We start from the raw sequence: 12,280 nt of genomic DNA on the forward strand, positions 1-12,280 counted from the left end.
GCGCCGTGTCTGACGGCGCAGCTTCCGGTGCCGGGCCCTGCAGATGACGCGGCACGGTCAGCTCGCGGTCGGTCAGCGGCGGGAACGCGGATCCGGCTGGGACGGCGTCCCGGCCGTTCCGGCTCGGGTGCATCCGCTCGAAGGTTGCCTCTCGAAAGGTGGTTGAGCTGGATACCTTTACCCGGCCGAGTATGCTTGGCAGCGACCTGGTTGAGACGTTCTTCAGCACGTCGCTGGGCCCTCTAGCTGCTGGGGACCCGTAGTGCCGCGCGCTCGGCGGCCCGCTTCTTGGTGAAGGTGTCCACGTTCCCGGTGAGCGGAACCACCCCTTTCTCGACCGCGATCTCGTTCGGCGCGGTTCTTGCGTCTCCCGTCAGCTCGAGCAGCACTTAACGTTGGATGTCCTCGTCGGTCTGATTGGGCTAGTGCGATGGCAACGTCGGTTCCTCCCTCGGCCACGTACGAACGGGCCGACTGTCGGCTGGAGACGGATGAGTTGGGCTCACCCCCACGGCGGTAGATATCGCCCTTCCGGCCATCGACCGATACACCTGGGAAATCCGTCGGCATCGGGACGATGCCCCTGGGGCACTCGTCAGGAGCGGTGATGACCGGCAACCCGGACAACGAAGACGCGTCGAACGAGCGCGACCGCGACCGGACGGTGATCGTGGTGGGACTGCTCGCGACCCCGCCCGACTACCCCGCGCGGGTCGCGCAGCGGCTCGCCGCCGAGCTCGCCGGCCTGCTGGACGAGCGGGTGAACGACCACGTGCGGTGGGAGGTCCAGACCGGATGGGGCTCCATCGCGCCGCGCCGTGACGGGGGTGTCGAGGCACTACTCGCCGATGTGGCGCGCCGCCGCGAGCAGGACGGCTGGGACGTGGCGATCTGCCTGACCGACCTGCCGCTGCAGGCGCAGCGCGTACCGATCGTGGTGCAGTCGTCGGCTGCCCGCCGGGTCGCCGTGGTCTCGCTGCCCGCGCTCGGCCTCGGCCAGCTGCGAGCGGTGCGCGCCGTCGTCCCCGGCATGGTGAAGCAGCTGCTCCACCGGCCCGGCACGGGCCACGCCCCGGGCGACCCGGAGCCGCTGAAGCAACTGGTGGACGTCATGGCGGCCATCCATCGCATCCTCGACGACAGCGAAAATGGCGAGATCGGCCTGGTCGCCTCCCGCGTGCGGGGCGGGCTGCGGCTGGTGATCGGCATGGTGCGGGCCAACCGGCCCGGCCGGGCCCTGCTCGGGTTGTCCAAGCTTCTGGTGGTCGCGTTCGGCACCGCGGCCTTCGCGCTCACCACTGACACCATCTGGCAGATGGGCGACGCGCTGAGCGTACTGCGCTTGACGGTGATCATGTTGTTCGGCATCGGGTCGCTGATCGCCTGGCTCATCGTCGCGCACGACCTCTGGGAAAGACCCGGCCACGGTACGCCGCCAGAGCTGGCCCGGCTCTTCAACATCGGTACGGTGCTCACGCTGTGCCTGGCCACCGCGGTGTCCTACGTGGTGCTGTTCGCCGGGACGGTGGCCGCCGCATGGCTGCTGATCCGCCCGTCGGTGCTCGAGCAGTCGCTGCAGCCCCCGATCGGACTCACCGACTATCTGACGCTGGCCTGGATCGTCAGCTCACTGGCCACGGTCGGCGGCGCGATCGGTTCGGGGTTGGAGGACGAGGAGACCGTACGGGCTGCGGCGTACGGCTACCACCCCGATCCCGGCGGCTGGCTCGACGAGACAGGCGGGTCGGACACGGAGGGCTCGGACCAGAGGGGGCAGACGGACGGGCCAGGGTTGCCGGAGGATCGGGGACTGCCGCAGGGACGCGGGTGGCCGGACGGGACCGGCCAGCCGGATGAGCGGGAGCGGCCGTCCGGTCGCTGATCGGCTACTGGAGCTTGCCGGCATCTGAGGCCGTTCTCACCTGGGCAGTTCTGCCAATCGCGCCGTGGTGGAAATCCGATTCTTCCGTCTGGTCTGCGCCGCGGAACTGGCGCTGGGCACCGCACCGCTGCCAATCGACGCAGACCGCGGGACGCGGTATTCCTGAGGGACCGGATACACCACGGTCCCTGGCGGTCACACGTCTGCAACGGACCGCGTTGCGCGTCCCCCACGAACATATTCTCAGCCGACGGGAGGGTCCGCCGTGGCTGAGGCCGTACGCGACCAGGAGAGCGTCCCGCGGCTGACACGCCGGATGTGGCTGCGCATCTTCCTCGTCGGAATGGCGCTCTGGACGGCAACGGTGGTGGTCATCTTCCTCACCGGCAACCTCAACCTGATCCCCACTCTGGTCCTGCTCGGCAGCTTCCTTGTGCCGGTGACCTTCGTCGCGTGGGCGTTCGAACGCCGGGGGACCGGCGAGCTGACCGCCGGTCTGGTGTTCTCGACGTTCCTCACCGGCGGCATGCTGGGTGTCCTGGGCGCATCGGTGCTCGAGGCGTACCTGCTGCACCCGTCGCCGTGGCTGTTCCTTGGCGTCGGGCTGATCGAGGAAGCGGTGAAACTCGTCGCGCTGATGGTGTTGACTTGTCACCTGCGGACCCGCTCGCTGCGCGACGGGATGATCCGCGGCGCGGCCCGGCTGGACCGTGTCGCCTCGCCGGTCCCCGTCCCGCCGCCGCAGTACGGCACCGGACGCTGAGGAGGGACGACCTCATGCCCACCTATGGAGTCGCCAGGTTCGAAACGGTTCTTCCGGCTCGCCGCCGAACTGGACGTCGACAAGGATGACCGTCTCCGACCCGCACGTCGTCATGATCCGGTCGGTCGTCCCGCAGACCCCGGAAGGCTGCGCCGATTGCCTGCGTCTGGGCACGCCGTGGGTGCACCTGCGGCTGTGCCTGACCTGTGGGCATGTCGGCTGCTGCGACTCGTCACCGATGCGGCACGCGCGGGCGCACGCGCATACCGTGGGCCATCCGATCGTCCAGTCGTTCGAGCCCGGGGAGAGCTGGCGCTGGTGCTATGTGGACGAGACGATGGTCTGACCTGAACCGCGCATGTCAGGATCACCGTGCTGTCCTGGGTGGTGACCTGGATGATGAGATTGCTGACCCCCTTGACGCCGGTGAGATTCCGGATCACCCGTTGCGCCTCAGCCGTGCCGGCCCGCTCGCGCCACGGTCGGGTGAGGGCCCGTCTCGACCCTCGGCCCGGACCGGACGACTCCGGCTCGCCCGCGGCAGGGTAGAAGCGCGCCTGCGCCTCAGGAGAAGCCGGCGAGCGCGTCGCGGATGCGGTCCGCGCCTGTGCCACGGCCCGCGGCTCGGCCCGCGCCGGGTGCCGCGGACCTGCCTCGGCGACGGCCGGCGGGTCCGGCTCTCCTCGTCGAGCAGACGGCCGGCCAGATGTCGTCTGGGCGCAATCGCCGGACGAGCGGGGTATCAACTGGCAGAATTGCCAATCGACACCCTTGGCGGATGCTGGTGCTCTGGAGCAGAACGGAGCCCGCGAGCCGGCGTGTATCCCGAGTGACGCAGCCCGGATACCTCAGTCCCACGCGCAATGTTGGAGGAGAGCGTCATGCCCAAGGCAGTCGGCATCGATCTCGGCACCACGAACTCAGTGATCGCGACCGTGGAAGGCGGGCAGCCGACGGTCGTCGCCAATGCGGAGGGTTCACGGACCACACCGTCGGTGGTGGGATTCACCGAGCAGGGCGAGCGACTGGTCGGTCAGCTGGCCCGCCGTCAGGCGATCCTCAACCCCAAGGGCACCATCTATTCGGCGAAGCGTTTCATCGGACGCCGCTTCGACGAGGTGTCCAGCGAGCTGAACACGGTGACGTTCGACGTGGTTTCCGGGCCTGAGGGTGCGGTCCGGTTCAAGGTCCGCGACAAGCTCTACGCGCCTGAGGAGATCTCCGCCCTGGTGCTGCGTAAGCTGGTCGAGGACGCGTCGAAGTTCCTGGGTGAGCGTGTCACCGAGGCCGTCATCACCGTGCCGGCCTACTTCAACGACGCGCAACGCCAGGCGACGAAAGACGCCGGGCGCATCGCCGGCCTCGAGGTGCTGCGGATCATCAACGAGCCGACGGCGGCGGCGCTGGCGTACGGCCTCGACAAGAAGGACCACGAGACAGTCCTGGTCTTCGACCTCGGTGGCGGCACCTTCGATGTGAGCATTCTGGACGTCGGTGACGGCGTGGTAGAGGTCCGCTCCACCGCCGGCGACACCCATCTGGGCGGCGACGATTTCGATCGCCGGCTCGTCGACCACATGGCCGACGAATTCCAGGGTACCGACGGCATCGACCTGCGCAGCGATCCGCAAGCCCTGCAGCGGCTCTTCGAGGCTGCCGAACACGCCAAGGTGGAGCTGTCGTCGGTCACCCAGACGACGATCAACCTGCCCTTCATCACGGCGGACGCCAACGGTCCCAAGCATCTCAACACGACGATCACCCGCGCGAAGTTCGAGGACCTCACCAACGATCTCGTCGAGCGGTGCCTGGATCCGGTGCAGCGCGCCATGTCCGACGCGAAGGTGACCGCGAACGACATCGACGAGATCATCCTCGTCGGTGGCTCGACCCGGATCCCGGCCGTGCAGAAGCTGGTCCGCCGGCTCACCGGCGGCAAGGACCCGAACATGACGGTGAACCCCGACGAGGTCGTTGCGCTCGGCGCCGCGTTGCAGGCCGCGATCATCAAGGGTGAGGTCAAGGATGTCCTGCTGCTCGACGTCACCCCGCTGTCGCTGGGCATCGAGACCATGGGCGGCGTGATGACGAAGGTCATCGACCGCAACACCACCATTCCTGCCCGGCGTACCGAGACCTTCAGCACCGCAGCCGACGACCAGCCCGCCGTGGACGTGGTGGTACTACAGGGCGAGCGGGAGAAGGCGGACGACAACCGGGTGCTCGGCCGGTTCCGGCTGGAGAACATCCGGCCCGCGCCACGTGGCGAGCCACAGATCGAGGTCACCTACGACATCGACGCCAACGGCATCCTCAACGTGTCCGCCAAGGACAAGGACACCGACGCCGAACAGCGCATCACCATCAGTGAGAGCTCGAACCTGGACAAGGGGGAGATCGACCGGATGGTTCAGGATGCCGAACGCCATCGTGGTGAGGACTCCCGGCTGCGCGAGATGATCGACGCCCGCAACGAGCTCGACTCGGCGGCGTACCAGACGGAACGACGGCTGAACGAACTGGGCGACGCGGTGCCCGTGCACGAGAAAGGCCGCGCCGAGATGCTCGTCAACGACGCGCGCCAGGCGATCAAGGATGACGCGCCGCTCGACCGGCTACGCTCTCTGACCGCGGAACTGCAGCAGGTCTACCACAGCCTCGGTACCGGCAGCGGCCCGGCGGCCGGTGGCGCGGACGGCGGCTCATCGGGCGGCCAGGATGCCGACGACGTCATCGACGCCGAATTCACGACCGGGTGACCGACGATGACCGATCAGAAACGGGAGCCGGCGGCGACCGGTGCGGCCGCACCGTCCGGCCCCCCGGAACCGGCCGCCGACGGTGCAGCCCAACAGCTTCGCGACGAGACCGCTGAACTGCGTGCCCAGCTGGCCCAGTCGGACGAACGCTACCGGCGGGCGGTGGCCGACTTCGACAACCTGCGTAAGCGGATGGCGCGGGACGCCCACCGGGAGCGCGAGGACGAGCGCGCCCGGGTGGCGGCGCGATGGCTGCCCGTCCTCGACAATCTGGAGCTCGCCCTGCAGCACGCCGCCGCCGAACCGTCGTCGATCGTGTCGGGGTTGGAGGCCGTCCGCCAGCAGGCGCTGGCCGTCCTCGCCGACCTCGGCTATCCACTGCGCGATGACCTGAACGAGCCGTTCGACCCGAGCCGGCACGAGGCGGTGGCCGTGCTGCCGGCCGATGACGCCGCGCCGGGCACGATCCTGCAGGTCGTCCGGCCCGGTTACGGCACCGACGAGCACCCGCTGCGGCCCGCCGCGGTGGTCGTGGCGAAGGGTGCCTGAATGGCGCCGTCGCGCGACTTCTACGACACGCTAGGCGTCTCCAGAGACGTCAGCGTGGACGACCTGCAGCGGGCGTATCGCAAACTGGCCCGGACCTATCACCCCGACGTCAACAAGGATCCGGGTGCGGAGGAGCGGTTCAAGGACATCTCCGAGGCGTACGACGTGCTCTCCGATCCGGAGCAGCGGCGCCGGTACGACGCCTTCGGCCCGGACTTCCGCCAGGTGCCGCCGGACGTGGATCCGCAGACCTGGGCACGCGCGCGGGCGGGCGCGGGAGCCGGCGGCGGTCGCGCCCGAGGCGGCGGCGGTGGACGCGCGCGTCGCGGCGGCGGTCCGGCGGAGGACGAGTACATCCGGTCCGGTGGCTTCCAGGACATCGACCTGGAGAGCATGTTCGGCGGCATGTTCGGCGGCCGTGGCGGCGGCGGCTTCGGCCCGATTCCGGGCGCGGACCAAGAGGCCGAGATCGAACTTGCGGTCGAGGAGGCGTACACCGGCGGGCGCCGGACCGTCACGCTGTCCGGCCCAGACGGCAGCCGCACGCTGGACGTGACGATTCCGCCCGGGGTGACCGACGGTCAGCGGATCCGGCTGCGCGGCCAGGGCGGCCGCGGCGGCGACGGCGCCACGGACGGCGACCTCTACCTCGTGGTACGGCTGGCACCGCACCCGCGGTACCGGGTCAACGGACGGGACATCACCGTCACCCTGCCGCTGGCACCCTGGGAGGCCGCACTCGGCGCGTCCGTCGCGGTGGACATCCCCGGTGGCGAGGCGAAGGTCCGAATTCCTCCCGGTACGCCCAGCGGCCGCCGGCTGCGGCTCAAGGGACGGGGATTGCCCCACCCCCGCGGCCGGCCCGGTGACCTGTACGCCGAGGCCCGGATCATGGTCCCGGCCACGCTGTCCGACGAGGAACGGCGGTTGTTCGAGCAACTCGCCGCGGTCTCCACCTTCGACCCGCGGAGGCAGCCATGACCTACCCCCTCACCCGGACACCGGGGCCCGCGATCGGCCGGCTGAGCCTGACCACGTTCTGTCGTACCGGCGGTGTGCACCCGGAGATGGTCCAACGGCTCGTCGCGCTGGGCATCCTCGACCCCGAACGCGACGCCGCCGGAAACCTGTGGTTCGGCCGCGACCAACTGCTCGCTCTGGCCCGCGTCCGGCGCCTGCGCGCCAGCCTGGGCATCAACTACGCCGCCCTCGGCCTCGTGATCGACCTCCTCGACCGCGTGGCCACCCTCGAGCGTGAACTTCGTGTCACGACCTCTCGACGCACCGGAGGCAGATCGTGGACCTGAACCGCCTGACCCAGAAATCGCAGGATGCCCTCCACGACGCCCAGACCAAGGCGCTACGGTTCGGCCACACCGAGATCGACGTCGAGCACCTGCTGCTCGCCCTGATCGAACAGCCCGAGGGGCTGGTGCCCAGGCTGCTCTCGGCGACCGGCGTCGACCCGGACAAACTACGGGAACAGGTGGAGGCGGAACTGGAGCGGCGTCCCCGGGTCAGCGGACCGGGCGCCGCACCCGGCCAGGTCTTCGTCACCCAGCGCCTGTCCCGGCTGTTCGACGCCGCCGAGCGCGAGGCGAAACGGCTCAAGGACGAGTACGTCTCCGTCGAGCACCTGGTGATCGCCATGCTTCAGGAGGGACGGGGCTCCACCGCCGGCCGGCTGCTCAGCGACGCGGGACTCACCCGTGACGGCTTCCTCCAGGAGCTGACGAAGATCCGGGGTAACCAGCGGGTGACCTCGGCGATGCCGGAGGTCGCCTACGAGGCGCTGGCCAAGTACGGCCGCGACCTGGTCGCCGACGCCGCCGCCGGCACCATGGACCCGGTCATCGGACGCGACGGCGAGATCCGCCGGGTGATCCAGATCCTGTCCCGCAAGTCGAAGAACAACCCGGTGCTCATCGGTGAACCGGGCGTCGGCAAGACCGCCATCGTGGAGGGCCTGGCCCAGCGGATCACCAACGGCGACGTGCCCGAGGGACTGCGCGACAAGGTGGTGTTCGCCCTGGACATGAGTTCCCTGGTGGCCGGCGCGAAGTACCGCGGCGAGTTCGAGGAACGGCTCAAGGCCGTGCTGTCCGAGGTGAAGGCCGCCGAGGGACGGATCCTGTTGTTCATCGACGAGCTGCACACGATCGTCGGCGCCGGGGGCGGCTCCGAGGGTGCGATGGACGCCGGGAACATGCTCAAGCCGATGCTCGCCCGCGGCGAACTGCACATGATCGGCGCGACGACGCTGGACGAGTACCGCAAGCACATCGAGAAGGACGCGGCGCTGGAGCGGCGCTTCCAGCCGGTGCTCGTCGAGGAGCCGACCGAGGAGGACGCCGTCTCGATCCTGCGCGGTCTGCGGGAACGGCTGGAAGTCTTCCACGGCGTGAAGATCCAGGACGCGGCTCTGGTCGCCGCGGTGGTTCTCAGCCGCCGGTACATCTCCGACCGGTTCCTTCCGGACAAGGCCATCGACCTGGTCGACGAGGCGTGCGCGATGCTGCGGACGGAGATCGACTCGATGCCGGCGGAACTCGACGAGCTCACCCGGCGGCTGACCCGCCTGGAGATCGAGGAAGCGGCGCTGTCCAAGGAGGAGGATTCCGCGAGCCTGGCCCGACTCGACCAGCTCCGCAAGGAACTCGCCGACCTGCGCGCCGAAGTGGACGCGCTGCGCGCCCAGTGGGACGCCGAACGGCAGGCCCTGAGAAGGGTCCAGGAGCTGCGTCGGGAGATCGAACAGATCCGGCACGAGGCGGAACAGGCGGAACGCAACTACGACCTCAACCGGGCCGCCGAGTTGCGGCACGGCCGGCTACCGGAGCTGGAACGCCGGCTGCAGGCGGAGGAGCAGCGGCTCGCCGCGAAGCAGAGCGGCAAGCGGCTGCTCCGCGAGGTCGTCACCGAGGCCGAGATCGCCGGCATCGTCTCCCGGTGGACCGGCATCCCGGTCAGCCGGCTGACCGAGGGCGAGCGCCAGAAGCTGCTGGGCCTGGACCAGATCCTGCACGAGCGGGTGGTCGGACAGGACGAGGCCGTTCAGCTGGTCACCGACGCGATCATCCGCGCCCGGTCCGGCATCAAGAACCCGCGTCGGCCGATCGGGTCGTTCATCTTCCTCGGCCCCACCGGAGTCGGCAAGACCGAGCTGGCGCGCACGCTGGCCGCGGCGTTGTTCGATACCGAGGACAACATGGTCCGGATCGACATGAGCGAGTACCAGGAACGGCACACCGTGAGCCGGCTAGTCGGGGCGCCGCCCGGATACGTCGGCTACGAAGAGGGCGGGCAGCTCACCGAGGCGGTCCGGCGCAAGCCGTACTCCGTGGTGCTCTTCGACGAGATCGAGAAGGCACACGCGGACGTGTTCAACACGCTGCTGCAAGTGCTCGACGACGGGCGTCTCACCGATGCGCAGGGCCGCACCGTCGACTTCCGCAACACCGTGATCATCATGACCTCGAACATCGGCTCCCAGTACCTGCTCGAGGGCATCTCCGACGCCGGTGAGATCAAGCCCGAGGGCCGCGAGCTGGTCATGGGCGAGCTGCGGCGGCACTTCCGGCCCGAGTTCCTCAACCGCGTCGACGACATCGTGTTGTTCAAGCCGCTCACCCAGCCGGAGATCGAGCGCATCGTCGACCTGATGTTCAACGAGCTGCGCAAGCAGCTGTCGGAGCGGCGGATGACGCTGGAAGTCACCGACGAGGCACAGCGGTTCATCGCCCGCCAGGGTTTCGATCCGGTGTACGGCGCCCGGCCGCTGCGCCGCTTCATCGCCCGCGAGGTGGAGACCCGCATCGGCCGGGCGCTGCTCGCCGGGGACGCCCGGGACGGCGCGGTGATCCGGGTGGATGTGATCGACGGCGAGCTGACGGTCACCTACGAGAACTCGCCGGCGGAATGACGTGAACAGCAAGGTGATCGAGTGCCCGAACTGCGGGCGTAAGAACCGGGTCCCCGCGGCCGCCGAGGGCATCCCGCAATGCGGCAACTGCCACAAGCCGCTGCCCTGGATGGCCGAGGCCGGCGACGACGACTTCGGCGACGTGGCCGAGCGGGCGAACATCCTGGTCCTGGTGGACATGTGGGCGACCTGGTGCGGCCCGTGCCGGCAGGTCAGCCCCGCGCTGGAACAGGTGGCCCGCGACCTGGCCGGCAAGGTCAAGCTGGTCAAGGTCGACGTGGACAAGGCGCCTAAGGTGTCCGAGCGGTTCACGATCCAGGCCGTACCCACGCTGATCCTGATGCGCGGCGGCAAGGTGGTGGCGCGCCGGGCCGGCGCCGCACCCGCTTCGGCCCTGCGCAGCTGGACCGACGAGGTCCTGCGGAGCGCAGCGTGAACCCGAACGAGGAGCGGCTCTCCGAGACACCGGATGTGGCCGGGGCCTATCCCCGCCTGTCCGACGAGCAGATCGAAATGCTGAGCCGGCGCGCCGAGAAGCGGCCGGTCCAGCGCGGTGACGTGCTTGTCGCCGAGGGCCAGCGGGATCGCGACTTCCTCGTCGTGCTGTCCGGCAAGGTCGCGGTGATCGAGGGGTACGGCACCCCGAAAGACCGGATGGTCCGGGTGCACGGCCCGCGCCGATTTCTCGACGAACTCGGCCTGCTCACCGGCCAGCCGTCCTTCGTCTCGATGGTCGCGCAGGAACCGGGCGAGGTTCTCGCGGTGCCCCTGCGCGAGCTGCACGAAGTGGTCCGCGAGGAGCCCGATCTCGGAGACCTGATCCTGCGCAGTTTTCTAGCCCGCCGGGAACTGCTGATCGGCAGCATCACCGGCATCAAGATCGTCGGTTCGCGGTTCAGCCCGGACACCCGCCGCCTGTGCGAACTCGCCGCCCGCAACCGGGTTCCGCATACCTGGATCGACCTGGAGGAAGACCCGGGCGCCGAGAAGCTGTTGCGTCGGCTGTCCATCAGTGCAAATGACACACCGGTGGTGATCTGGCGGGACAGGGTGCTGCGCAACCCCTCGAACGCGGAACTGGCCCAGGTCGCCGGCCTGCGGCGCTCCTGCCAGGACGAGGCCAGGTGCGACGTCGTCGTGGTCGGCGCGGGGCCGGCCGGCCTCGCCGCCGCCGTATACAGCGCTTCCGAAGGACTCTCGACGATCGTCCTCGACGCGGTGGCCACCGGCGGGCAGGCCGGTACATCCTCTCGGATCGAGAACTACCTGGGATTCCCGGCCGGCATCTCGGGCGCCGACCTGGCCGACCGCGCCGTGGTGCAGGCGAAGAAGTTCGGCGCCGACCTCAACGTTCCGGCCGAGGCGGTACGCCTCGAATGGGACGAAAGCGACCAGATCGTGCACCTCGACGACGGGGCACAGCTGCGGAGCCGGACGGTGGTGATCGCCACCGGCGCGCGGTACCGGAAACTCGACGTGCCACGCCTCGCGGAGTTCGAGGGCACCAGCGTGTACTACGCCGCCACCTTCATGGAGGCCGTCTTCTGCGAGCGGCAGCCGGTGTCGATCGTCGGTGGCGGCAACTCGGCCGGCCAGGCCACGGTATTCCTCTCCCAGCACGCCGCGCAGGTACGACTGATCATCCGGCACGACGACCTGAACCGCGACATGTCCCGGTATTTGGTCGACCAGATCGAGCGACGGCCCAACGTCGAAGTGCTGCGCCATACGGAGGTCACCGAGCTGATCGGCGACGACGGCCGGCTGCAGGCGCTCGGCGTGCGCGACACCGGGACCGGTGAGCGGTACGAGGTCCCGACGACGCTGTTGTTCCCCTTCATCGGGGCACAGCCGTGCACCGGCTGGCTGGCATCCAGTGTCGCCCTGGACGAGCGCGGTTACGTCCTGACCGGAGCGCAGGTGCGCACCGACGCACCGCAGCCGGTGATGCTCGAGACCAGCCGCCCCGGCGTCCTCGCAGTGGGTGACGTCCGCAGCGGCTCGATCAAACGGGTCGCCTCCGCGGTCGGCGAGGGGTCCATGGCCGTTCGTCTGATCCATGACCACCTAGCCAGGTTCGGAGATGCTGCGAGCCTGGCGGGAACTCCAGGAACGGAATGAACCGGTCCCAGGCCCGTTCCCAGACCGCGAGGGCTGCCCGGTGCTTCTTGCCGAGTTCGGACTCGGCCAGCTCCAGCAGAGCAGTCTCGGCCGCTTCGGCGTTCGCAGCGGTGTAGACCGGCTTCAGCCCGGCGGCCAGCTTCCCGCACGGTGCTCCGCACCGACGACCTTCTGACCCGCACTTGGGAGCGGCGCACCTGATCCGGCCCCCGATCGGGAGGGGCCTGAGGTTTCCTGGTCTGGCTTAGCTGCTGCCCGTGGGTTGGACCCTGGTCGGCGGCGAT

The 12,280-nt window shown here is 69.4% G+C and carries 11 protein-coding genes and 1 pseudogene; 10 read left to right on the plus strand and 2 right to left on the minus strand.

Features of this window, described 5'->3' with window-relative positions; all coding sequences use genetic code 11:
• Positions 1–242 precede the first annotated feature (242 nt).
• Positions 243–389: a BON domain-containing protein gene (locus BJ971_RS10275; RefSeq protein ID WP_184991925.1), complete on the minus strand. Its 147-nt coding sequence runs from the start codon at positions 387–389 to the stop codon at positions 243–245.
• A gap of 218 nt (positions 390–607) precedes the next feature.
• Between BJ971_RS10275 and BJ971_RS10280 the strand changes: the two genes are divergently transcribed.
• The 10 genes from BJ971_RS10280 (at position 608) to BJ971_RS10325 (ending at position 11,996) form a co-directional block, all read left to right on the plus strand.
• Positions 608–1,882, plus strand: coding sequence for a hypothetical protein (locus tag BJ971_RS10280; protein ID WP_239087084.1), 1,275 nt, complete (start codon positions 608–610; stop codon positions 1,880–1,882).
• A 265-nt stretch (positions 1,883–2,147) separates the two neighbouring features.
• On the plus strand, positions 2,148–2,645 hold the full coding sequence (locus BJ971_RS10285; protein WP_203709043.1) for a hypothetical protein: 498 nt from the start codon (positions 2,148–2,150) through the stop codon (positions 2,643–2,645).
• Between the two features lie 85 nt (positions 2,646–2,730).
• Positions 2,731–2,991, plus strand: a complete 261-nt coding sequence (locus BJ971_RS10290; RefSeq protein ID WP_184991927.1) for a UBP-type zinc finger domain-containing protein — start codon at positions 2,731–2,733, stop codon at positions 2,989–2,991.
• Positions 2,992–3,526: 535 nt separating this feature from the next.
• Positions 3,527–5,404, plus strand: coding sequence for a molecular chaperone DnaK (gene dnaK, locus BJ971_RS10295; protein ID WP_184991928.1), 1,878 nt, complete (start codon positions 3,527–3,529; stop codon positions 5,402–5,404).
• Between the two features lie 6 nt (positions 5,405–5,410).
• Positions 5,411–5,953 carry a nucleotide exchange factor GrpE gene (locus BJ971_RS10300; RefSeq protein ID WP_184991931.1) on the plus strand — a complete coding sequence of 181 codons (543 nt, stop codon included), beginning with the start codon at positions 5,411–5,413 and terminating at the stop codon, positions 5,951–5,953.
• Positions 5,954–6,934: a DnaJ C-terminal domain-containing protein gene (locus BJ971_RS10305; protein ID WP_184991933.1), complete on the plus strand. Its 981-nt coding sequence runs from the start codon at positions 5,954–5,956 to the stop codon at positions 6,932–6,934.
• Entirely contained in the window at positions 6,931–7,260 is a 330-nt protein-coding gene (locus BJ971_RS10310; protein ID WP_184991935.1) for a chaperone modulator CbpM, read from the plus strand. Before BJ971_RS10305 ends, BJ971_RS10310 begins: the two co-directional genes overlap by 4 nt.
• A complete protein-coding gene (gene clpB, locus BJ971_RS10315; RefSeq protein ID WP_184991937.1) occupies positions 7,251–9,875 on the plus strand; it encodes an ATP-dependent chaperone ClpB in 2,625 nt (874 codons plus the stop codon). Before BJ971_RS10310 ends, clpB begins: the two co-directional genes overlap by 10 nt.
• A gap of 1 nt (position 9,876) precedes the next feature.
• Complete coding sequence (trxA, locus tag BJ971_RS10320; protein WP_184991939.1) at positions 9,877–10,311, plus strand: thioredoxin; 435 nt, start codon at positions 9,877–9,879, stop codon at positions 10,309–10,311.
• Positions 10,308–11,996: an FAD-dependent oxidoreductase gene (locus BJ971_RS10325; RefSeq protein ID WP_184991941.1), complete on the plus strand. Its 1,689-nt coding sequence runs from the start codon at positions 10,308–10,310 to the stop codon at positions 11,994–11,996. Before trxA ends, BJ971_RS10325 begins: the two co-directional genes overlap by 4 nt.
• Here BJ971_RS10325 and BJ971_RS41065 read toward each other — a convergent pair.
• A pseudogene (locus tag BJ971_RS41065) lies at positions 11,971–12,138 on the minus strand (transposase); the annotation flags it as partial. The gene BJ971_RS10325 and the pseudogene BJ971_RS41065 sit on opposite strands and share 26 nt — an antisense overlap.
• Between the last annotated feature and the right edge of the window lie 142 nt (positions 12,139–12,280).

Source organism: Amorphoplanes digitatis (assembly GCF_014205335.1).
GTDB lineage: Bacteria > Actinomycetota > Actinomycetes > Mycobacteriales > Micromonosporaceae > Actinoplanes > Actinoplanes digitatus.

Coding starts and splice junctions, on each gene's coding strand:
- BJ971_RS10280 (WP_239087084.1), top strand. CDS start 608: ATGACCGGCAACCCGGACAACGAAGACGCGTCGAACGAGCGCGACCGC.
- BJ971_RS10300 (WP_184991931.1), top strand. CDS start 5,411: ATGACCGATCAGAAACGGGAGCCGGCGGCGACCGGTGCGGCCGCACCG.
- BJ971_RS10310 (WP_184991935.1), top strand. CDS start 6,931: ATGACCTACCCCCTCACCCGGACACCGGGGCCCGCGATCGGCCGGCTG.
- BJ971_RS10305 (WP_184991933.1), top strand. CDS start 5,954: ATGGCGCCGTCGCGCGACTTCTACGACACGCTAGGCGTCTCCAGAGAC.
- dnaK (WP_184991928.1), top strand. CDS start 3,527: ATGCCCAAGGCAGTCGGCATCGATCTCGGCACCACGAACTCAGTGATC.
- BJ971_RS10290 (WP_184991927.1), top strand. CDS start 2,731: ATGACCGTCTCCGACCCGCACGTCGTCATGATCCGGTCGGTCGTCCCG.